Below are 24,759 nucleotides of genomic sequence, written 5' to 3' on the forward strand. Positions count from 1 at the left end.
ATTCAAACACGGTATTTTTCTTTAATTTTTAAGCTAGAAGTTGCGGTAAAGAGTAAGTTTGGTCGGGCAACGGATGAGTCCTTTGTTGCCGTCAGCCAGCGGTTGGTAGTGGCCAACCACCAAGCGATTATTTCGTTCATTTGTTGGCTGTCTTGATAGCGGATCGTATCATATGCAATATTCTTTCACCGAGAAAAAGCGTATTCGGAAAAATTTTGCGAAGCGCGTGAATGTTCACCAGATTCCATTTTTATTATCTACGCAACTTGAGTCCTTTAGTGACTTTTTGCAAGCGGATATTGCGTCCGGAAAGCGCAACCCTGAGGGTTTGCAAGCGGCATTTATGTCCGTTTTTCCGATTGTGTCGCACAATGGTTTCGCCCGTCTTGAATTTGTCAGCTATAGTTTGTCGTCGCCGGCCTTCGATGTTAAAGAATGCCAGCAACGCGGTTTGACTTTTTGCTCGGCACTACGCGCTAAGGTGCGTTTGGTGCTGTTAGACAAAGAGTCGCCAAGTAAGCCAGTGATCAAAGAGGTGAAGGAGCAGGAAGTGTACATGGGCGAAATGCCGCTGATGACACCGACCGGCTCTTTTGTCATCAATGGCACAGAACGGGTTATTGTGTCGCAGTTGCATCGCTCGCCGGGTGTTTTTTTCGAGCATGATAAAGGTAAGACGCATAGCTCCGGCAAATTGCTTTTTTCTGCGCGGATTATTCCCTACCGTGGTTCATGGCTAGATTTTGAATTTGATCCAAAAGACAATTTATATTTCCGGGTAGATCGCCGCCGCAAAATGCCGGTGACCATCCTCCTCAAAGCAATTGGTTTAAATGCTGAAGAAATCCTTGAGCGTTTCTTTATGTTTGACCAATGTACGTTGATGGACGAAGGCGCGCAGATTAAATTTGTCCCTGAAAGGCTGCGCGGAGAAGTCGCGCGTTTTGACATTCTTGATCGAGATGGCAAAGTCATCGTGCAAAAAGAGAAACGGGTCAATGCAAAGCATATCCGTGATCTTGAAAGTGCAAAGACTGAAACCATCTCAGTGCCGGAAGATTATCTCCTGGGCCGAGTGCTTGCTAAAGGCGTAGTGGATGCGCAAACCGGTGAAGTGTTGGCAGAAGCCAATGAAGAAATCACCGACAGCCTACTCGCGAGATTGCGGGAAGCGGAAATCAAAGAGATTCAAACGTTATACACGAATGATCTTGACCAGGGTCCTTATATTTCGCAAACGCTTCGGATTGACGAAACCATTGATCAAACAGCCGCGCGCATTGCGATCTATCGGATGATGCGTCCGGGTGAACCGCCGACTGAAGAATCCGTTGAAGCGTTATTTAACCGGCTTTTCTACAGTGAAGATACTTACGATCTGTCGAAAGTAGGTCGCATGAAGTTTAATCGTCGTGTGGGCCGTGAAGAGATCACTGGCCAAATGACGCTTGATAACGCCGATCTTCTTGCCACGATTCAAATTCTTGTTGAATTACGCAATGGTAAAGGCGAAGTTGACGATATCGATCACCTTGGTAATCGCCGGGTGCGTTGTGTCGGCGAACTCGCAGAGAATCAATTCCGCACGGGCTTAGTGCGTGTCGAGCGCGCGGTCAAAGAAAGGTTGGGACAGGCAGAAAGTGAAAATCTGATGCCACATGATCTGATTAACTCGAAGCCGATTTCGTCGGCCATTCGTGAGTTTTTTGGCTCATCGCAGCTGTCGCAGTTTATGGACCAAACCAACCCATTGTCCGAAATCACGCACAAGCGCCGCGTCTCTGCGCTTGGGCCGGGTGGTTTGACGCGCGAGCGCGCCGGCTTTGAGGTGCGCGATGTGCATCCAACGCATTACGGCCGCGTGTGTCCAATTGAAACGCCGGAAGGACCTAATATTGGTCTGATTAATTCACTCGCCTTGTATGCTCACCTTAACGAATATGGTTTTCTAGAAACGCCCTATCGTAAGGTTGACGAGGGCAAAGTAAGTAACAAGATCGATTATCTATCTGCGATTGAAGAAGGCCGTTATGTGATTGCGCAAGCAAATGCAGCGGTATCCAGTGACGGCACACTCACGGATGAGCTGGTCTCTGCGCGTGAAGCGGGTGAAACGCTGATGGTAACCCCAGATCGTGTGCAATATATGGATGTTGCGCCATCTCAGATTGTCTCGGTGGCGGCTTCGTTGATTCCATTTCTCGAGCACGATGATGCTAACCGCGCGTTGATGGGATCGAACATGCAGCGGCAGGCGGTACCTTGTCTGCGTCCTGAAAAAGCGGTCGTCGGTACGGGTATTGAACGTACGGTGGCAGTCGATTCTGGGACAACCGTACAAGCGTTCCGTGGTGGTGAGGTTGATTACGTTGACGCAGGCCGGATTGTGATTCGGGTCAATGATGATGAAGCGGTGGCAGGCGATACTGGGGTGGATATTTATAACCTCATCAAATACACGCGCTCAAACCAAAACACAAATATCAATCAGCGCCCGATTGCGAAGGTTGGCGACCGGATCGTGCGGGGGGATGTACTGGCTGATGGCGCTTCGACAGATATTGGCGAACTTGCGCTCGGGCAGAATATGTTGGTGGCCTTCATGCCTTGGAATGGCTACAACTTTGAAGATTCGATTTTGATTTCTGAGAAAGTTGTCGCTGATGATCGCTATACCTCAATTCATATCGAAGAGTTGAACGTGGTGGCGCGCGATACTAAGCTGGGCTCAGAAGAAATCACCTGTGATATCTCTAACTTAGCTGAATCGCAGTTGGGTCGACTGGATGACTCGGGGATTATTTATATCGGTGCTGAAGTTGAAGCAGGCGATGTACTCGTGGGTAAAGTCACGCCAAAGGGTGAAACTCAACTCACGCCGGAAGAAAAACTACTGCGCGCGATTTTTGGCGAGAAAGCCTCTGATGTAAAAGATACATCGTTGCGTGTACCTTCGGGCATGAGCGGCACAGTGATTGATGTGCAAGTGTTCACGCGTGAAGGCATTGAGCGTGACAAGCGTGCGCAGCAAATTATTGATGATGAACTTAAGCGCTATCGCCTCGATCTCAATGACCAGTTGCGCATTGTTGAGGGAGATGCATTTCAGCGGTTAGAAAAAATGCTGGTTGGCCGGGTTGTCAATGGTGGTCCTAAAAAGCTTGCAAAAGGCGCAAAAATCACCGCTGATTATCTAGCTGAGCTGGATCACTACCACTGGTTTGATTTGCGTCTAGCGGACGAAGAGGCAGCCGCACAGCTTGAAGCGATTAAAGAATCGATTGCGCAAAAACGCCATCAGTTTGATCTGGCCTTTGAAGAGAAGCGTAAAAAGCTGACGCAGGGTGATGAATTGCCGCCAGGCGTTCTAAAAATGGTCAAAGTCTATCTTGCGGTCAAGCGTCGCTTGCAGCCCGGTGACAAAATGGCCGGCCGCCACGGTAACAAAGGCGTGGTGTCGAAGATTGTGCCGGTCGAAGATATGCCGTATATGGCAGATGGTACCCCTGCCGATATCGTCTTGAACCCATTAGGTGTTCCATCACGGATGAACGTTGGTCAGATTCTTGAGACCCATCTTGGCTGGGCCGCGAAAGGGTTGGGGCATCGCATCGGCGATATGCTGCGCGCACAAGCCAAAGCGACCGAGCTGCGAGAGTTCTTGAGTACCATCTACAATGAAAGTGGCCGCCGTGAAGCGTTAGATGAGCTCAGTGATAAAGAGGTGCTAGAACTGGCTTCTAATCTGAAAGAAGGGGTACCGTTTGCGACTCCTGTCTTTGATGGCGCCACCGAAGACGAAATTGCACGAGCACTTGAACTGGCTTGGCCGGATCATATTGCTAAGCAATTGGGGATGACCAAGTCAAAAAATCAAGTCACATTATATGACGGGCGCACAGGTGATGCGTTTGATCGCCCAGTCACCGTAGGCTACATGCATATGTTGAAATTGCACCATTTGGTCGATGACAAAATGCATGCTCGCTCAACCGGTCCTTATTCACTTGTCACGCAACAGCCGCTCGGTGGTAAAGCCCAGTTTGGTGGTCAGCGTTTCGGTGAAATGGAGGTGTGGGCGCTTGAGGCCTATGGCGCAGCGTATGTGTTGCAAGAAATGTTGACTGTGAAATCAGATGACGTGGTAGGCCGCACGAAGATTTATGAAAACCTGGTCAAGGGCGAACATGTCATTGATGCAGGTATGCCCGAATCATTCAACGTGCTAGTGAAAGAAATTCGCTCGCTCGGTATTGACATCGATCTTGACCGGAATTAAGCCGACTTACGGAGAAAAGCCATGAAAGCTTTGCTCGATCTATTCAAGCAAGTTCAGCAAAATGAAGTATTTGATGCCATTAAGATTGGCTTAGCCTCACCAGACAAAATTCGTTCTTGGTCGTTTGGTGAAGTCAAAAAACCTGAAACGATCAACTATCGCACCTTTAAACCGGAACGCGATGGTTTGTTCTGCGCTAAGATTTTTGGCCCGATCAAAGATTATGAATGCCTGTGTGGCAAATATAAGCGCCTAAAACACCGCGGCGTGATTTGTGAAAAATGCGGGGTTGAAGTCACGCTGACTAAAGTACGTCGTGAACGTATGGCGCATATTGAGCTTGCCTCGCCGGTTGCTCATATTTGGTTTTTGAAATCGTTACCATCGCGTTTAGGCATGGTGCTCGATATGACCTTGCGCGATATTGAGCGGGTACTTTATTTTGAAGCCTATGTGGTGATTGAAGCTGGCATGACTCCGTTGAAGCGGGGGCAGATCATGACCGAGGAAGATTATTACAGCAAGGTCGAAGAATACGGCGATGAGTTTCGCGCCGAAATGGGTGCGGAAGGCGTGCGTGAGCTATTGCGTTCAATCGACATTGATGCGCAAGCTGAAATGCTGCGCGGCGAATTGAAAACCACGGGCTCAGAGGCGAAGTTAAAGAAATTTTCCAAACGTCTCAAAGTATTAGAAGCTTTTCAACGTTCAGGGATCAAGCCTGAATGGATGATCTTCGAAGTCTTGCCGGTTTTGCCACCTGAGTTGCGGCCACTGGTGCCGCTCGATGGCGGACGCTTTGCCACTTCGGATTTGAATGATTTGTACCGTCGCGTGATTAATCGTAACAACCGGCTTAAACGCCTGCTTGAACTCAAAGCGCCTGAGATTATTGTGCGCAATGAAAAGCGGATGTTGCAAGAGTCGGTTGATTCATTGCTCGACAATGGCCGCCGCGGTAAAGCGATGACCGGGGCCAATAAGCGCCCATTGAAATCGGTTGCCGATATGCTCAAAGGTAAAGGCGGTCGTTTCCGCCAAAATCTGTTGGGTAAGCGCGTTGATTATTCCGGTCGTTCAGTGATTGTGGTTGGACCTACCCTCAAACTGCACCAATGTGGCTTACCCAAGCTGATGGCGCTTGAGCTCTTTAAACCCTTCATTTTCCATAAACTTGAAGTGATGGGGATTGCCACCACGATCAAGGCGGCTAAAAAAGAAGTTGAAAGCCAAACACCTGTAGTCTGGGATATCCTCGAAGAAGTTATTCGCGAGCACCCAGTGATGCTAAACCGTGCGCCAACACTGCATCGGCTTGGTATTCAAGCGTTCGAACCGGTCTTAATTGAAGGTAAAGCGATTCAACTGCATCCGCTGGTCTGCGCTGCATTTAATGCTGACTTTGACGGTGACCAAATGGCCGTGCATGTGCCGCTTTCGCTTGAAGCGCAACTTGAAGCACGGACGTTGATGCTGGCGTCAAACAATATCTTGTTTCCGGCAAATGGCGAGCCGTCGATTGTGCCCTCGCAAGATATCGTGCTAGGCCTTTATTATGCAACGCGTGAACATGTCAACGCCAAAGGCGAAGGTCTAACTTTCATCAATGTCAGCGAAGCGATTCTGGCCTATGAAAACAAGCAAGTTGAATTAAGTGCGAGTGTCCACGTACGCATTGTTGAGCAGGTACCTAACCCGGATGCCGCACCTGGAGCGCCGAAGTTGGTGCCAGCGTTGACGCTTTATAAGACAACGGTTGGCCGGGCTATTTTGTCGGAAATCTTGCCGCCAGGCTTGCCATTTTCGGCAATGAATAAGCCCCTCAAAAAGAAAGAAATCTCACGCTTGATTAACCTTTCATTTCGATGCTGTGGCCTGCGTGAGACGGTAATCTTTGCTGATCAACTGATGCAGCAGGGGTTCAAGCTTGCTACGCGCGCGGGTATTTCGATTTGCGTGGACGATATGTTGGTGCCGCCGCAAAAAGAAAAAATCGTCAACGATGCCGCCCAGAAAGTGAAAGAATATGACCGGCAATATATGTCCGGTCTGGTGACTTCGCAGGAGCGTTATAACAACGTCGTTGATATTTGGTCAGCCACTTCGGAAGCCGTAGGTAAGGCGATGATGGAGCAGCTTTCAACGGAAAATGTCATCGATCGCGAAGGCAAAACAGTCAGACAAGAATCGTTCAATTCGATTTATATGATGGCCGATTCCGGTGCGCGCGGTTCGGCAGTGCAAATTCGCCAGCTGGCGGGGATGCGCGGTTTGATGGCAAAACCCGATGGCTCGATCATCGAGACGCCGATTACCGCGAATTTCCGTGAAGGGCTGAACGTATTGCAGTACTTCATCTCAACCCATGGTGCGCGTAAGGGTCTAGCTGATACCGCACTGAAGACCGCGAACTCAGGTTATTTGACGCGCCGTCTGGTCGATGTAACGCAAGATTTGGTCGTGGTTGAGGATGACTGCGGAACGTCCAATGGCGTAGCGATGAAGGCCCTGGTTGAAGGTGGGGAAGTGGTTGAAGCGCTGCGTGATAGGATTCTTGGGCGCGTAGCGGTTGCCGATGTAGTCAATCCAGAAACCCAGGAAACGGTTTATGAAACCGGCACCCTGCTGGATGAAATGGCGGTTGAAGAAATCGAACGTTTGGGCATTGATGAAGTTCGTGTGCGTACCCCGCTTGACTGCGAAACGCGCTATGGCCTATGTGCCCAATGCTATGGCCGCGATCTTGGCCGCGGTGTTCTGGTCAACACGGGTGAGGCCGTCGGTGTGATTGCGGCACAGTCGATTGGTGAGCCAGGTACCCAGCTCACAATGCGTACTTTCCACATTGGGGGCGCTGCCTCGCGCGCGGCAATTGCGTCGAGCGTAGAAGCTAAATCAAATGGTACGGTACGTTTTACTGCAGCAATGCGTTATGTGATGAACGCAAAAGGTGAAGCGATCGCTATTTCGCGTTCTGGCGAAGTCATCATTACGGATGATCATGGCCGTGAGCGTGAGCGCCACAAAGTGCCTTACGGCGCTACCCTGTTGCAGACCGATGGAGCCCAGATCAAGGCCGGCACGCAATTGGCGACGTGGGATCCTCTGACGCGTCCGATTGTTGCCGAATATGGCGGTGTGGCGAAATTTGAAAACGTCGAAGAAGGCGTGACGGTTGCCCGCCAGATTGATGATGTAACGGGTCTATCGACGCTGGTTGTGATCGATCCAAAGCGTCGTGGTTCACAAGCCGCTAAGAGCGTGCGTCCGCAAGTCAAATTGCTCGATGCAAAAGGCGCTGAAGTCAAAATCCCCGGAACTGACCACGCGGTTATGATCGGTTTTCAGGTTGGCGCTTTGATTACGGTTAAAGACGGCCAAATGGTGAAAGTGGGTGAGGTGCTAGCGCGGATCCCAACTGAATCGCAGAAAACCCGTGATATTACTGGGGGTCTGCCGCGTGTAGCCGAATTGTTTGAAGCGCGCTCACCTAAAGATGCGGGTATTCTGGCCGAAGTGACCGGTACCGTGTCATTCGGTAAAGACACTAAAGGTAAACAACGTTTAGTCATTACTGACCTTGATGGCAACCAAAACGAATTCCTGATTCCGAAAGACAAGCAGGTACTCGTGCATGATGGTCAAGTCGTGAATAAAGGCGAGATGATTGTCGACGGCCCAGCCGATCCTCATGACATCTTGCGTTTACAGGGCGTTGAGGCGTTGGCGCGCTACATCGTTGATGAAGTGCAAGATGTGTATCGTCTACAGGGCGTGAAGATCAACGACAAGCACATTGAAGTGATTGTGCGTCAGATGCTGCGTCGGGTGCAAATCACTGATGCTGGCGATACACGCTTTATCCCAGGTGAGCAGGTTGAGCGTTCCGATATGCTTAACGAAAATGACCAGATGAATGCGGACGATAAACGCCCTGCTAATTATGATAATATCTTACTGGGTATTACTAAAGCATCGTTGTCGACGGATTCTTTCATCTCGGCTGCGTCGTTCCAAGAAACAACCCGCGTCCTAACCGAAGCGGCAATCATGGGCAAACGCGACGACTTGAGCGGTCTGAAAGAAAACGTGATTATCGGTCGCCTGATCCCAGCCGGTACGGGTCTTGCTTTTCATAAGGCACGTAAAAATAAAGAAGCCTCTGATCGCAAGCGATTCGATCAAATAGCTGAAGCTGAATCCGAAACATTTGGGTTTGGGCCACCGGTTGTTTAACGCTTAATACACATAAAGTGTATATAACACGGCCCCGCACTATTCATGCGGGGCCGTTTTTTATTGTTGCGCAAATTTTGCTAAGAGGGGCGGCTAACGAAAGTCATACGGCGCGTCTGAGCTATTGCTTTTATAATTCAGGTTTTACTCCCACCTTCTATACCCGCCGTGCGGGATGCTATGTCGCGTTGTCTTGCTATTCTGAATGAAATCTTCGGCTACTCTACCTTTCGCGCTCAGCAAGAGGAGATCGTTGAGCATATCGCGGCGGGCGGAGATTGCTTGGTCTTAATGCCAACCGGTGGCGGCAAATCCTTATGCTATCAAATCCCCTCACTGGTACGACGTGAAGCAGGCTTGGGTCCAGGTATTGTCGTCTCACCGTTGATCGCGCTGATGCAAGATCAGGTGGCGGCGCTAACGGAGTGTGGTGTGCGCGCCGCCTATCTGAATTCTGCCCTGTCGGGCAGCGAAGCCGCGGCTACAGAGCGAGCGCTCCGCAAAGGCCAAATCGATCTGCTTTATGTTGCGCCAGAAAGGTTGATGACGCCACGTTTTCTTGATTTGCTTGAGAGTATTCAGGTTGGCCTATTTGCGATTGACGAAGCGCATTGTGTTTCACAATGGGGTCATGATTTCCGCCCGGAATACATCCAACTCAGCGTTTTACACGAACGCTTTCCAAACGTGCCACGAGTTGCACTCACTGCTACTGCGGATGAACTCACACGTGCCGAGATCATTCATCGTCTAGCGCTAGATAATGCGCGTGTCTTTATCTCGAGTTTTGACCGACCTAATATTCATTACCGAATTGTCGAAAAGAACAATGCCCGCAACCAGTTGCTTGACTTTATCCGCGCTGAGCATATGGAGCTAGACCCTAGCGCTAAAAGCGGCAGCCAACGGTGTGACGCCGGCATTATTTACTGCTTATCCCGCCGCAAGGTGGATGAGACAGCGCAGTGGCTCCAAACCCAAGGTGTGCGGGCGCTGCCATATCACGCGGGCATGGACGCTGACATGCGGCGTCGGCATCAGCAGATTTTTCAGCAAGAAGAAGGTATTGTGATGGTCGCGACGATTGCTTTCGGGATGGGCATTGATAAACCGGATGTCCGCTTTGTTGCGCATCTAGACTTACCAAAGAGTGTCGAAGGGTATTATCAAGAAACTGGCCGGGCCGGGCGCGATGGACTCCCCGCGAATGCATGGATGGCCTACGGCTTAGGCGATGTCGTGCAACAACGCAGAATGATTGAGGAATCTGAGGCGGATGATGCACATAAGCGGATTGTCACAAGCAAATTAGATGCCTTGCTGGGTTTATGTGAAACGGCGAGCTGCCGGCGCGTCCAATTGTTGGCTTACTTTGGCGAAGCCAGCAGCCCCTGCGGCAATTGCGATACCTGCCTTGAGGCGCCAGCGACTTGGGATGGCACGCGTGAAGCGCAAATGGCGCTGTCTTGCGTCTACCGGGTAGAGCGCATGAGTGGTTTTTATTTTGGTGCTGGCCATCTGATCGACATTTTGCGGGGTAATTTGACTGAGCGTGTTAAACAACGTGGACACGACCAGCTGTCAACTTTCGGCATTGGCGCTACGCTCACAGAAACCCAATGGCGACCCATTTTTCGCCAACTCATCGCCTATGGCTTGTTAACGGTTGACCATAACCTGCATGGCGCGCTTACTTTAACCTCGGCCAGCCGTGCTGTGCTCAAAGGTGAACAAAAAGTGACGCTGCGGCGCGAAATCAAGTCAGCCCGTGCGCCTCATGCCCCGGTTAAACAGCGGGCAAACTTAGTCAAAGAATTATCCGCCTCTGCGCGTGAATGCTGGGAAAGGTTGCGTGCTTGGCGCAGCAAGACGGCTAAAAGCGAAGGCGTAGCTGCATACGTTATTTTCCACGATAGCACCTTAGCTGAAATCGCTCGGCTTGTGCCTTCAACAATTAGCGAATTACGCACAGTATCGGGCGTTGGCGCTCTCAAACTGGAACGCTTTGGGACACAGCTACTAGAAGTGGTTGCGGGTGAGGATTAAAGCATCGAGAGTAAGCCTTAGAAAATCACATTTATTAAAAATATTATTTAAATAAATGAAATTATCATACAATTAAAATTAAAAAATTATTTGGTATATTAAAAATCATCATTTAAACTCCTAAATTAATTATTACTAAATGGGGTGAATGATGTTAAAACCAATTAATGGAGTTTCGATTCAACACATTCGATCTGCTTCTATTGCCCCTAACAGACAAGAGCCAATAACACCCCACTCTAGTGAGGAAGCAGACTCTCCGACTGTGAACACCGCCCAGCCCAATGCGGCAGGCATTTCATATAACGAACACCCAAATTTCAACGTTGATCCACCCGGCGTAACCTTGCAGAACGGCTCTACTGTTCGGATTATTTTGAATCACGTGATAGGGCGCACGCTTTCTCAACTGAATAGCGTGATAAAAATCGCCGGGGAGCCGGCTCAACTCGTTTTCTCCAATGCTAACGGCATTGAGTGTTGGGGATGTAATTTTCTCAATACTAAACATCTTGTGCTCAGCACAGGCGAGCCTATTTTAAATAGTGATGGCGAGCTTCAGGCCTTTCACGTGAAGGCAGGTCAAATTACGATCAAAAGCAACACGACACTCAAACAGTTTGAGCAAATTGACCTGATTGCGTACTCCATTAAAGTAGAGGGAGAGTTGTCCGCCAATAAAATCAACATGAGCACGGGGACGCACGAAATCAATTACGCGGATACGGGTCTGCCCATGATTACGCGGCAACAGGAACTCTCCATAGCACGTAGCGAGACCGATCAAGGTTCGCGACGCGCGAGTCGCTTGCACTTCATCGAGACAGCTAGAGTGTGGGCTAAAGAGCATCTGAATATTCAAGCTGATACGCTAGATAATGCCAGCCATCGGATTCAACCAAACGGTAATTTAACCGTCAAAGCAGTCAGTCTTACGGGGGCGGGAACGCTTAGCGCGGCGCTTGATCTTGCCGCAAAGCTTGAAGAAGACTATACACATAAAAATCAATTGAGTGCAGGCCGTCATCTATCGATTTCGACGACTCAGCGCTTAATCAATCAAGGCACTCTACAGATTCAAGGTGAAATAACCCTGGAGGCAAAAGAGCTTGAGAATCAATCAAAGTCTTTGATAGATGGCGTTTACCTTACGCTCAAAGCAGGAGATTTGCTTAGAAACTACGGCGTAATTCGAGGTGGCAGCATAGCCATCGATGCACCAAGCTTGGTCAATGATGGTACGAATCATTCCGCGGAGCATCAAGCTGGAGCAATATTGGCGCATCGCCAGCTTACAATTCAAGCACAGAGTCTGCGCAACCAAGAACACGGATTAGTGCGTAGCGATGGTGAACTGACTATAGGAGATGCCCTCGGTACTCAACGCAAATTGACTGACTCAACCCAAGTGCTGGTGAATTCCGGCTCTTCTATGATTGAGTCAAAAGAAAAACTCTCGATCCAAGTCGGTGAGTTAAACAATCAAAATGGACAAATCACAGCACATTCTGACCTTATCCTAAACAGTCAAGTCATTCTAAACCAGGAAGGGCGCATAAAAGCTCAGGGGGATCAAAGCGTGTTAGATGTTTACACCGCTGCGATTAATAATACTTCCGGATGGTTGCTTCATACAGGAACGGGGCAGACTCAGATTGTGGCGCAGGTAACGATAGCGAATTTCAATACTAAAGCGATACCAGGAGCTGGCTTAATCTTTGGTAAAGGTCCGGTTACTATTCACTCCCCCAAAATAGTAAATTATGAAGGTGGAGCAATTATTTCGGATCAAATGCTCAAAATAAAAACCCCCTACTTGGGCAATCAATTGAGCACCTTATCGGCTGGCCAGAAAATAGAGATTGACACCGATAAATTACAGAATGTAGGAGGCTTGATAACTGTTGGCGAAGATGAGAAATTCAAGGCGGAGGCTTCCCATAGCGTACAAGGTCCATCCCGTCACGCTCCTGACTTAGTAGGCGTACTTGAAGTGAATGCTCAGGAGGTCATCAACACTGCGTATACGGGTGAAAAAGCCCAAGAGAGTTTAATTCGTGTTCAGGGCAAGGTAGTGATAGAAGCACAGAAAATCTACAATGCGAATAAAAGTCAGATTTTAGGGAAGGAGGTGGATCTGAACTCAAAAGAACTCATCTCCAACGCTGCGAGCACGGTGTACGCAAGCGACAAGTTTTCGCTGAAGGCTCATTCTCTTGTCAATTTAGATAAAGGGATTTTGCAAAGTGAGGGCGATTTCCATATTTCAGTGAATGATGAGTTGGGCAATCTGAAAGGGCAAATCATAGCGAATTCAGATCTTGTTCTGAAAAGTCAGGTGCTTGACAATCAAGAAGTTCATATCGAAACCAGGGGGGATCAAAGCGTATTGGACGTGCAGGTCAACCTGATTAACAATGCCTCTGGCCGACTGCTGAATACAAGTGCAGGACAGACTCAAATTGTGGCCCGTCAGACAATACTGAATCGCAATATGGATGCGGTAAAAGGGAGGGGATTTATTTTCGGCAAAGGCCCTGTGAGTGTCACCTCCTCTCAAATAGTCAATGACAAAGGAGGGGTCATTTTTTCGAACCAAACCCTCGAAATAAAAGCTGCCGACTATGTGTACAATAAATTTGCTACCTTATCGGCCTGCCAAAAAATCGACATTAACACCAGTAGCTTAAACAACTACGCTGGAGGGCTCATTAGTGTAGGAACGGAAGAAGCAGCCAAGACGGCGACCTCGACTGGCGCCCATAGTCCGGATAACCTTACCCATTACGCGGGCGTGCTTACAGTGCAGGCGAAGGAAGTGCGTAACATGCTGGATAAAGGTGAGACGCAAGGTGGTCTGATCCGTTTGCAGGGCAAGATCGAGATGGAAGCAGAAAAAATCTTCAATGGAAATAAAAGTCAGATTTTAGCGAAAAATGTGAGTTTGAATGCAAAAGAACTTTTTTTCGACGCTGGCAGTACGGTATTTGCAAGCGATACATTGGATTTAATGGCGTACATTTTCAAAATAAAGGGCGTAGTGCAGGCGCAGAGTATTCACCTGCTAAGCGGAGTCAGTCAAGTTTGTGACACGGAGGCAAGCTCTTGGAAGGGTACAGTCAGTACACAGCCTCCAGATAAGGAAGCGCAACCTAGCCAAAGCGGGCTGACTGTATTCCAACAGGCCAAGATGTATGCAAGCGGCAACCTATCGATTTCGAGTTCGGGTAGCTTACTGAATCAAGGGGAGTTAAAAATAGAGGGCGATATTTCTCTTAAGGCGAGATCCCTAGAGAATCAAGCAAGCGCTTTGATCGACGGACGATTTTTGACGCTAATCCTACACGATCAGCTTAGAAATGATGGAGTAATCCAAGGCAGCACTGTAGTTATCAGTGCGCAGAGCCTAGTCAATGATGGTAGCGAGGATACCGACGCGCATCAAGCAGGGGCCATCATGGCGCGCCGCCAGCTTGCCATCGGCGCACAGACCCTACACAACCAAGAACATGGCTTGGTGCATAGCGATGGCGAATTGACGATAGGGGGCTCCCTCAATGCTCAGCACAAAGTAGAAGGTTCAGCACAGACTCTAAACAACACCACGTCTGCCACCATTGAGTCAAGAGATAAGCTATTGATCCAAGCCGATCATTTGGACAATCAAAATGGGCAAATCACAACGAGTGCGGATCTTATTCTGAGGAGTAAAAATCTTGATAATACGCAGGGCCATATAGAAGCCAATGGCGATCAAAGCGTATTAGATATACAGGTCAACATGATTGACAATACCGCAGGCCGGCTGCTCCATACTGGCACAGGACAGGCTCAGATTGTGGCCCACTACGCAATAATGAATGGCGATGATGAAGGTGAAAAAGGAGCCGGTTTAATCTTTGCTCAAGGCCTTCTTTCTGTCACCTCACCTAAAATAGCGAATATTGAAGGCGGGAAAATTCTTTCGAATCAAGCGCTCAAAATAAAAGCCTCCTCTTTTTTAAGTAATCAAGCTGGCACGTTATCGGCCAGCCAAAAAATCGAGATTGACACCATCGGCTTAAATAACCTTAAAGGAAAAATCATTGTAGGGTCGGATGAGGCGCACCCATCGCAACCCACCCATAACGCTAACTTGCTTGAAGTGCATGCGAAGAAAGTGTTAAACCATGATGAAGGTCAGATCATCAACACCGGTATAGGTGAAATAAAGATTTTCTCGGATACCATCAAAAATGGCGAGAGTATAGATCCAGAAACACAAGGCGGCCTGATCAGTGCTCAAGGCGGAGTCATGCTGGAGGCGCAAGGTATCTTCAATGGGGCTAACAGTCAGATTTCAGGGAAGAATGTCAATCTGCAAGCAGAACAATCTTTCGCCAACCTCAACGGTACAGTGTCTGCAAGCGACAGATTATCGCTGAAAAGTAAAAATTTTTTGAATTGTATAGAAGGGGTCTTACAAAGTGATGGAGATCTCTATGTTTCAGTAGATCGTTTAATCAACGATGGTATTTTGCACGGCAAGGGTCAAGTCTTGATCGAGGGTGACCAGATAGAGAATAATAAACAGGGATGGAACGACAATTACAAAACTATGCAGCCTCCTCAAAGGCACGTGTTGAAACCAGGCTCGGCTTTGATTGTTGGCGATACGGTTTCAATCGGCGCGCATGATAGGCTCAACTCTATGTTGCTTAACATGGCTGGTGTGATCTTCGCGCAAAACAGTCTTAAAATCGGTGTTAAGGAGGTTCAAAACTTAGAGCGCGGCGTGCTCTATAGCGGCGGTAGTTTAGCCATTGGCGGTGAGTTGGATGCTCAGTCCACAGCGCAGGTCAGCAGTGAACGCATCCTCAATAATGGATCAACGATTGATGCGGTAGGTGATCTCTCGATCCATGCAAAAAAGTTGATCAATCAAAATTCGAGGTTCGAGACCCAAGAAAGGCTGATCGAAGAGCGGGAGATACACGAATGTCAGGATCAGCATACCAACCAACGCTACGATGGATCTCAAATCGGATGGCATGGTGACGTAGGGGGCCTTTACCGAGTGCACCACTCCGGTACAGAAGTGTTTTGTTTTACTAACTATAACTTTACCCGTCGTGTGTCAACGACCGTGGTCACGCACAGCGAACCCGGTAAAATTCAAGCGGGTGGGGCGATCCGCTTATCGGGAGCGGTTTTTAATGATAAAAGCCGGATTATTGCAGGGGGAGCGCTCAGTGACCTCGAAGGTGGAGTGGCTCAGATTAATAACCGTGATGCCAACGGTCGGCGTATCACGACCGATCAGGGAACATCGCAATGGTCAGACAGAGACTGGCATGGTGGCATGTTCAGTCGGGGCTGGACTCGTGATTGGAGCGGGCACGTACCCTACCATCCCGCTCCGGTGATAGAACACCACACTCTGAATGTAGCCGTCTCTCAACAATACACCGCGGTTGACCAGCAAGCGCCCTCTACAGCGTTAGTGCTGAGCACCTCTGCCTTAACCCGCAGCAGCCCTTTCTTAAATAGTGGCTTACAGCACTTTCAGTTCGATCCTGATCGAGCGTATCTAATTCAAACCGATCCCCGTTTTACGCGTAACAGCGATACCGTTTCTAGCAATTTCTTGCTGAATTTACTCAATCTCGACCCCCAACACGTGCCCAAACGCTTAGGAGATGGCTTTTATGAACAGCAACTGATTCGTGACCAGATCATTGGCTTGACGGGTCACTACTATCTATCCGGCTATCGAAACCCAATTGCTGAATTCAAAGCGTTAATGCATAGGGGGGCAAACTGGGCCAAGCAACACCATCTGACCCTCGGCATAGAGCCCACGCCGCAGCAAATTGCCGCCTTAAGCGCGAGCCCAGTTTGGCTGGTGAATCAAAGCGTTAAATTACCCGACGGCTCAGAACAGACGGTCCTGACGCCCAAAGTCTATCTCGCGAAAAGAGATGCCAGTCCAGTTCCGCTGGGCGGCTCGCTGATTTCAGCCAACGCCATTGAACTGCACAGCGACCGCCCATTTAAAAATGCCGGCACGATGATCAGCCGCGGCAAGATGGCTCTCACTGCACGCAATATTGATAACCAGCGCGGCGCAATCGTCAGCTTGGACACCCTCTCGATGCAGGCGAGCCATAACATCGATAGTCGCGCTGGCCAGTTGATTGCCGTCAAAAAAATGACTTTAAAAGCTGGACAGGATATCCATCTCCAAAGCCAAACCCATACGACCCATGCCATCAGCGGCAGCCAGACGGCGCTAGATGGTGTCACCCGGGTCCAAGCCGAGCAGTTGGACGCGTATGCCGAGTCGGATATTCATTTGGCCTCGACTCAAATCAAGGTGGCTGAAAACGCCCGTTTAGAAGCCAAAGGCGACCTCACACTAGGTACCGCCACTGTAGGTGCTCAACACCAATTAGTCTGGGATGAACACAATGACTTAAGCCTAAGCAGAAAAACAGAAATCGGCACGCAAATTGAAACGGGCGGTTCACTTGAACTTAAGGCGGGTCGGGATATCCATGCGGCTGGCGCTTATGTGAATGCTGGAAAAGGACTTTCTGTCAAAGCGGATCGAGATATTAACGTGGAGGCAGCCTATGAAGAGACGGATTTTGAGGAGTCTCATTATCGTGAATCGAGCACTGCATTCTCTTCTTCGAGCGAATTAACGCAAAACAAACTGTATAGAAAACAAGCATTGAGCAGTACCTTATCCGGGGGCACGGTACAGATAGAAGCCGGACATGACCTGAATATCATGGGCTCAAACGTGATCGGGATGCACGATGTGGATCTCCATGCGGCCAACAATATCAAGCAAAAAGCTGTCGAGCAGGCTGAGAGAGGCCAGCACTATTCCGTTAAAGAACGCTCAGGCTTATTAGATAGCGGGAAATTCGGAGTGACGGTGGGCACGCGGACACAAAAAGACGCTCAAGAAAATGAGCACACGCCCCAGATTGGTTCGGTGATAGGCAGTGTATCTGGCCATGTTAGAGCCTTTGCCGGCCATGAATACGAGCAAAGCGGCAGTCAGCTGGTTGTGCCGATAGGCGATATCCAGATTCAAGCTGGCAAGGCCAAGATCGATGTGGCCTATGAGGAGAGCAGGGTCTGGCAGCGTAGTGAATGGCAGCAATCGGGTTTGACGGTTTCGGTCAGTGCGCCCGTGCTTGCAGCGGCGCAAACGAATCAGCAGATGCTGCAGGCCAGTACCCAGGTCAGTGATCCACGGATGCAGGCGTTAGCGGCAGGCGCAGGTGCACTGGCGATGAAAAATGCCTACGATGCGATCCAGGCGGATCCCAAAGCGGTGGGTGGCGCGACAGTGAGCGCCATGATTGGCGAAGATCGTTATGAAACAGAGCAGACGCAGCTGAGCAAGACGGCGCTGAACAGCACACTGGCGGCAGGTGGGAATATATCGATCCAGGTCAGTGGCTTAGGAGAAGAGTCCACGCTGGATCTGATTGGTGCCCGCATAGAAGCAAAACAGGATATTACGCTTAACGTAGAAGGTCGACTGAATGTGGAAGCTGCGCCGAATAGCTTGATTGAGCAGAGTCAGCAGCAGAGCCGGAGTTTTGCAGTGGGGATGGCGACAACGCTTGGCCGCCAGAACTCAGTGGGGGCCTCGCTGGCGGTGAGCGTTGGGCATGGCCATGCAGATGGGGCGCAAATCAGCTATACGCCGACCTTGATCCAAGCGGGTGGCAAGCTGACGCTCAAGGCACAAAGCGATGTGCGCCTAAAAGGCGCGCAGATAGCTGGGGAGCAGGTTACAGCGCAGATTGAGGGGGATCTTGAAATAGAAAGTGTGCAAAACACGGCGACTTACCATAGCCACTCTCAAAGTATCAGTGGCAGCGTAACAGCAGGTTCTGTCTCAGCGGCCAGCCTGCATTTCTCGCAACGTAGGATGGACAGTCATTATCTGAGCGTCGCGGAACAGGCGGGGATTCAGGCGGGAGAGGGAGGTTTTCAGGTAACCGTTAAGGGTGATACGAAGCTTGTCGGTGGCGTGATTGCAGGGGCTGAACAGGCAGTGCGGGCAGGGAGGAACACTCTAATGACAGGAACCCTGCAACAGACTGATCTGACGAATCAAGCGAGCTATGATGCAAGCAGTATCAGTTTAGGTGGAGGGTACAGTCAAAGTGGCAAAGGGGTGGGCTCGAAGCAATCGGGAGAAGTGACAACGCCTGCCCATAGTGGTAATCAGTTGGCGAGCCGGGGTGGCATGAGTGCTGCGATACCGATTGTGATGAGTGCCTCTGGTCAGGCGCAGTCCACAACCCGCAGTGCGATTAGTGGTGCGGAGATTGTGATTACGGATGAGGCCCGGCAAATGGAACTGACGGGGCACAGTGCGGCAGAGACGATTGCAGACCTAAACCGTCATCCGGCACAGAGTCATCAAACGTTAGCGCCGATTTTTAACCGGGCTGAGATTGAGGCTAGCTTTGATATCGTCAATGCATTAGGTCGGGAAGCGGGTACCTTTATCGTCAATAGAGCCCGGGAAGCGGATCATAAGCTTGAGCGGGCCAAAAATATAGAGACGCTGGCCAATGATGAGTTCATGCCTGTAGCGCAGCGGCAGGAATTGCTGGAAGTCGCGGCTGAGTTACGGGCGCAGGCGCAGAATTTGAATAAGCAATGGGGAGCAGGAGGCACCTACCGTCGCATCGTCACTGCGCTGACGGCAGCGGCATCGGGCAATGTGACTGGGACGAGCGCGCAATTTACCCAGGCAGCGGCGCTCAACTATTTGCAAAGCCTGGGTGCCGAAAAAATCAAGTATATTGCAGATAGCCTGCATGATGAAACGGTGCGTGCCGCCTTGCATGGGGCATTAGCTTATGGCGGCGCAGTCGCGCGGGGGCAATCGGGTGGCGCAGCGGCCTTGGGCGCGAGTGCAAGTGTATTGGTGAATACTCTGCTAGGTCCTGTAGAAGGCGTGTCTGAAGAGGAGAAAGACGCGCGCAAGAATATAGTCACTAGCCTAGTGGCGGGGCTTGCAGATGCAGGAGGGGTTGATGCGACATCCGCGCAGCATGCGGCGCAGATTGAAACAGAAAATAATGCCATGGTGCTGGCAGCACCGTTATTGGTAACCCCACCTGGACTCACTTTATTAGGCTTATTAGGCGCAGCGGCTGCAGGTGCGGTGGTGACGAAAGGAGCCATGGATTTTTATGAAGAGTATAAAGAGCGGGCAACAAATACCGAGCAGCCTGGAGAGGACGGTAATCAGTTAGTGCAACCGCCTCCGCCGCCGATGATAACGCTGATAGAACCAGAGCAGCCGCCCCATCTTCCCGGCATGGCATGGCATCAGGATGAAGAAGTGCGGCTTGAAGGCATGCCTAATCAATCTGGAGAGCATATCGTTCAGCCTTTGGCGAGGCCAAGAGAGGTTCAATCAGCAGGTAATGTGATGGAGACGCCGATTGCCGAAGGGTTAGATATATTTGACACGGTTATTTTTAGTAAGGGGGTGAAAGCCAATAGAGACAAGGACTATGTGCCGAATGCAGGTTCTGTTGATAATATGGAGCATTTTTTTAATGGAACAGAGTTTGGTAAGGAAGTAAAGCGCGTGACTATTCCTACTAACGAGTTCTATCATGGAGAGAGGATATACAAAGCAACTGAAGGAATTGGAGTTGAAATAAAAGATGGTGATTTGATGTACTTAGATAAGCAGCATAAAAATCATTTGGAGGTATATACTGGGAATAGAGTTTCCAGAAACGTTTTAAATCTTGATGGAACAATTAATGTTGTTAAAACTAACAAAGCACAGGGCAGAAGATTAGTGAAATAAAGGGAAAGTAATGTTGGATTTTAATAGGTTTAAAGCACGTTTAATGGAATTTCTTCAATCTCATGGTTTGACATATTCTGATCTGAAGACTACGCATAAAAGAACTGGATATGCGTCGTATATTGATTGGAGAGCTGACTATAACAAATCTTTTAAGACGGATTTTGAAAAATTAGAGAGAGCGATCGAACTATATAACAAAGCCTTACCAAAAAAAGATATGCTGGCAGCTAAGGCAAGCTTTGTGTATGCCTATGTAAGAATGGGATCATTGGCAAGTAGTCCATTCGATGCAATTTCACACGATTTAACAAGGGTGCTTAACAATAAAAGTTTCAATTGGCCTTCTTTTAAAAAAGGTTACACTATTCCAAGCAAATATTTCTGTAAAGAAAAAAATGAAATTACTCAAGAAGGATTAGTAGATTTGAATATAATTAGAAATATCTTGATGGATCTAGTTCGGTCTCACGGCGTGGAGGGTGAGGAATTAGAGCGCATGGATAAACGAACGAGGAATTTAATATGGGGCATCAACCTAAAAAGTGACTTTAATCAATTTTTCAATGAGAAGCTGTTAGCTTTGCAGATTGCCTTTGATGCATATGAAAAAGCATCTATACAAGAGGACTGGCGAGCAGTTCGAGCAATCCTTGAGAGAATTAGGTTAGTAAATTTTCAGCTTTATAATTTTGCTAGTGCAATTAGAAAAGCTCTAGTAAATGCCTGCTCAGATGAACGCTTTTGGCCCGATTTCCCGGAAGATTATAAAGTGCCGGCGCATTATAAATTTAGAGAATGAGCTAGGTGTAGAGTTATGATGAGGCCCGCGTTGAGTAAGCAAAGCGAACCTCCTTGGGCGACATCTCAAAATCAATTGTCTTGTAGAGCGACAGAACTGCGCACACAAGCGCTGAATGAGCCATCGGGACCAGGCGGCCTAGAAATGGCGAAGGGGGATTCGAGTCAACGCGGCTAAGCTAGCATTGCGCCAGCGCATCGATGCCGACCTGCCACATTCCCTATTGACTACAATCAAGCTTAGGCCTTATTATACGGGGTTCCGGTTTTCTAGGCCATTTGCCTGCTTTGTTCATTGAGCCCGGATCATTTTTTGCAGGATTACATAATGCCAACTACTAATCAGCTGGTTCGTAAAGGTCGCGTCTCGGCTCAATTGAAGAGCAAGAGCCCGGCTTTAGAGAACAGCCCACAGCGGCGCGGTGTGTGCACTCGGGTGTACACCACGACGCCGAAGAAACCAAATTCAGCGCTACGTAAAGTAGCTAAAGTGCGTTTAACGAACGGCTTTGAGGTGATTCCTTATATCGGCGGCGAAGGCCATAATCTGCAGGAGCACTCGGTGGTGCTGATTCGCGGTGGCCGGGTTAAGGATTTGCCTGGTGTACGTTATCACATTGTGCGTGGTTCACTTGATACGCAAGGCGTGAAAGATCGTAAGCAAGCACGCTCGAAATACGGTGCAAAGCGCGCGAAAAAAGCGTAATCTAAAACCTGCTCCAGCGTTGTTGGAGCGGTTGAAATAGTTTTGAGAGCGGTAGCATCAAATTAATGGTGGCTATCGAGTAAGCGGACACCCGACGTTATTTAGAAAAATTATTTTTAATTAGCGTAGTTGGTGGCCGAGGGGATTGACCCCAGCTGAAACAGTAAAGGAAAAGAAATGCCACGTCGTCGTGAAGTCCCCAAGCGGGAAATTCTGCCAGATCCTAAATTTGGCAATGTAGAAGTCGCAAAATTCATGAATGTGCTGATGTTGTCTGGCAAGAAGTCTGTTGCCGAGCGTATTGTCTATGGCGCATTCAAACACGTTCAAGATAAAAACGGCAAAGAGCCTTTAGAATTATTTAACGGCGCACTGAATAACGTTAAACCAGTGGTTGAAGTTAAAGGGCGTCGCGTCGGTGGTGCAAACTACCAGGTGCCAGTTGAAGTGCGGCCAGCACGTCGCGCAGCGCTAGCCATGCGTTGGTTGTGCGATGCAGCGAAAAAGCGCAGTGAAAAATCCATGGCGTTACGTTTAGCTGCTGAATTGCTCGAGGCTTTCGAGGGCCGTGGTGGCGCCATGAAAAAGCGCGATGAAGTGCACCGGATGGCAGAAGCTAATAAAGCATTTTCGCATTTCCGTTTTTAAGTATAGCTAAACCGTTTACGGTTTAGTCTAAATGATCAATCATCAAAAGCCGCATGCTTCTCCCGTGGCTCATTAAAACAGAGGTTTAAAGTGGCTCGCAAGACACCTATCGAGCGCTATCGCAATATTGGCATTAGCGCCCACATTGACGCCGGTAAAACAACGACTACTGAGCGCATTCTGTTTTACACGGGCGTCAACCATAAAATCGGTGAAGTGCATGATGGCGCTGCAACGATGGATTGGATGGAGCAAGAGCAAGAGCGCGGCATCACCATTACATCGGCGGCAACTACAGCCTTCTGGAAAGGCATGGCGGGTAATTATCCCGAGCACCGTATTAATATCATCGATACGCCAGGACACGTCGACTTCACGATTGAAGTTGAGCGTTCAATGCGCGTGTTGGATGGCGCCTGCATGGTGTATTGTGCCGTCGGTGGCGTTCAGCCCCAATCTGAAACAGTTTGGCGGCAGGCCAATAAATACGGCGTGCCGCGGCTGGCGTTTGTCAACAAGATGGACCGCACGGGGGCTAATTTCTTTAAAGTGCACGATCAAATGCGTGCTCGCCTGAAAGCGAACCCGATTCCAATCCAGGTGCCAATTGGCGCGGAAGAAAACTTCAAAGGCGTGATTGATCTCGTCAAAATGAAGGCGATCGTCTGGGAGGACGCGAGTCAGGGTATTAAATTTGAATACCAAGAGATTCCTGCTGACCTCGCTGACCTTGCTCAAGAATGGCACGAAAAGATGGTCGAAGCGGCAGCTGAGTCATCTGAAGTATTGATGGATAAATACCTCAATGGTGAAACGTTGAGCGAAGAAGAAATCATGGCTGCGCTGCGTGCTCGCACGATTGCCGGTGAGATCGTCCCAATGTTGTGCGGTTCTGCCTTTAAGAATAAGGGTGTGCAGGCAATGTTGGATGCCGTGGTTGATTATATGCCGTCGCCAGTCGATATCCCGCCTGTTCAGGGTGAGCTTGAAGAGGGTGGCACAACGGAGCGTCGTGCTGCGGATGATGAGAAATTCTCCGCGCTGGCGTTTAAAATCATGACCGATCCTTTTGTGGGTCAGTTGATTTTCTTCCGTGTCTACTCTGGTGTGGTGAATTCGGGTGATAGCATTTACAACCCAATCAAAGGTAAGAAAGAGCGCCTTGGTCGGATTTTGCAAATGCATGCGAACCAACGTGAAGAAATTAGGGAAGTGCGTGCTGGCGATATCGCGGCGGCAGTGGGTTTGAAAGAAGCCACCACGGGCGATACGTTGTGCGATCCTAGTCAGATCATTCTGCTTGAACGCATGATATTCCCTGAGCCGGTGATTTCGCAGGCAGTGGAGCCTAAAACCAAGGTTGATCAAGAAAAAATGGGGCTGGCGCTGAATCGTCTGGCACAGGAAGATCCATCGTTTCGCGTGCAGACGGATGAAGAGTCGAGCCAGACCATTATTTCGGGTATGGGTGAGTTGCATTTGGAGATTTTGGTTGACCGGATGCGACGTGAATTTGGCGTTGAAGCAACGGTTGGTAAGCCTCAGGTTGCTTATCGCGAGACGATTCGTGCCACCTGTAATGAAGTTGAAGGCAAATTTGTCAAACAGTCTGGTGGCCGCGGTCAGTATGGTCATGTGGTGTTGAAGCTGGAGCCCCAAGAACAGGGTAAAGGCTATGAATTTGTCGACGCAATCAAGGGTGGCGTGGTGCCCCGTGAATATATTCCGGCGGTTGACAAAGGTATTCAAGAAACACTCAAGGCAGGGGTCTTGGCGGGTTATCCGGTCGTAGATGTCAAAGTCACATTGTTTTTTGGTTCTTACCATGACGTTGACTCGAATGAAAATGCCTTCAAGATGGCAGGCTCAATGGCGTTTAAGGAAGGTATGCGGCGTGCAACCCCTGTCCTGCTTGAGCCGATGATGGCAGTTGAAGTCGAAACCCCTGAAGAGTTTATGGGTAACGTGATGGGTGATCTATCGTCGCGCCGTGGGATTGTTCAGGGCATGGAAGATATGATCGGTGGCGGTAAGGTGGTGCGTGCTGAAGTTCCGCTTGCGGAAATGTTTGGTTACTCTACATCGTTGCGCTCGCTGACCCAAGGCCGTGCTACCTATACGATGGAATTTAAGCATTATTCTGACGCTCCGCGCAATGTTGCAGAAGCGGTGATGAGTGCCAGAGGTAAGTAATTT

Annotated in this window: 8 protein-coding genes; all 8 read left to right on the plus strand. The window is 49.3% G+C overall.

Features of this window, described 5'->3' with window-relative positions; translation table 11 throughout:
• Nucleotides 1-172 precede the first annotated feature (172 nt).
• The 8 genes from rpoB to fusA all read left to right on the plus strand — a co-directional run bounded on the left by rpoB (nt 173) and on the right by fusA (nt 24,756).
• Nucleotides 173-4,279, plus strand: a complete 4,107-nt coding sequence (gene rpoB, locus KMZ15_RS01080) for a DNA-directed RNA polymerase subunit beta (RefSeq protein ID WP_223693267.1) — start codon at nt 173-175, stop codon at nt 4,277-4,279.
• 21 nt (nt 4,280-4,300) lie between these two features.
• Nucleotides 4,301-8,515, plus strand: coding sequence for a DNA-directed RNA polymerase subunit beta' (gene rpoC / locus KMZ15_RS01085; protein ID WP_223693269.1), 4,215 nt, complete (start codon nt 4,301-4,303; stop codon nt 8,513-8,515).
• A gap of 180 nt (nt 8,516-8,695) precedes the next feature.
• A complete protein-coding gene (gene recQ, locus KMZ15_RS01090; RefSeq protein ID WP_223693272.1) occupies nt 8,696-10,561 on the plus strand; it encodes a DNA helicase RecQ in 1,866 nt (621 codons plus the stop codon).
• 151 nt (nt 10,562-10,712) lie between these two features.
• Nucleotides 10,713-20,408 (plus strand): hemagglutinin repeat-containing protein, encoded by a 9,696-nt coding sequence (locus KMZ15_RS01095; RefSeq protein ID WP_223694623.1) that lies wholly within the window; start codon nt 10,713-10,715, stop codon nt 20,406-20,408.
• A gap of 10 nt (nt 20,409-20,418) precedes the next feature.
• Nucleotides 20,419-21,210 carry a hypothetical protein gene (locus KMZ15_RS01100; protein WP_223693274.1) on the plus strand — a complete coding sequence of 264 codons (792 nt, stop codon included), beginning with the start codon at nt 20,419-20,421 and terminating at the stop codon, nt 21,208-21,210.
• Between the two features lie 327 nt (nt 21,211-21,537).
• Entirely contained in the window at nt 21,538-21,915 is a 378-nt protein-coding gene (rpsL, locus tag KMZ15_RS01105; protein ID WP_223693277.1) for a 30S ribosomal protein S12, read from the plus strand.
• A 177-nt stretch (nt 21,916-22,092) separates the two neighbouring features.
• Nucleotides 22,093-22,563, plus strand: a complete 471-nt coding sequence (rpsG, locus tag KMZ15_RS01110; RefSeq protein ID WP_223693280.1) for a 30S ribosomal protein S7 — start codon at nt 22,093-22,095, stop codon at nt 22,561-22,563.
• A gap of 90 nt (nt 22,564-22,653) precedes the next feature.
• Nucleotides 22,654-24,756, plus strand: a complete 2,103-nt coding sequence (gene fusA, locus KMZ15_RS01115) for an elongation factor G (protein ID WP_223693282.1) — start codon at nt 22,654-22,656, stop codon at nt 24,754-24,756.
• The last annotated feature ends 3 nt before the right edge of the window (nt 24,757-24,759 follow it).

Source organism: Mycoavidus sp. HKI (genome assembly GCF_020023735.2).
Classification (GTDB): domain Bacteria; phylum Pseudomonadota; class Gammaproteobacteria; order Burkholderiales; family Burkholderiaceae; genus Mycoavidus.

Excerpts from the sequence above, each read along its gene's own strand:
- rpsL (WP_223693277.1), top strand. The coding sequence starts at position 21,538 with ATGCCAACTACTAATCAGCTGGTTCGTAAAGGTCGCGTCTCGGCTCAA.
- KMZ15_RS01095 (WP_223694623.1), top strand. The coding sequence starts at position 10,713 with ATGTTAAAACCAATTAATGGAGTTTCGATTCAACACATTCGATCTGCT.
- rpoC (WP_223693269.1), top strand. The coding sequence starts at position 4,301 with ATGAAAGCTTTGCTCGATCTATTCAAGCAAGTTCAGCAAAATGAAGTA.
- KMZ15_RS01100 (WP_223693274.1), top strand. The coding sequence starts at position 20,419 with ATGTTGGATTTTAATAGGTTTAAAGCACGTTTAATGGAATTTCTTCAA.
- rpsG (WP_223693280.1), top strand. The coding sequence starts at position 22,093 with ATGCCACGTCGTCGTGAAGTCCCCAAGCGGGAAATTCTGCCAGATCCT.
- recQ (WP_223693272.1), top strand. The coding sequence starts at position 8,696 with ATGTCGCGTTGTCTTGCTATTCTGAATGAAATCTTCGGCTACTCTACC.
- rpoB (WP_223693267.1), top strand. The coding sequence starts at position 173 with ATGCAATATTCTTTCACCGAGAAAAAGCGTATTCGGAAAAATTTTGCG.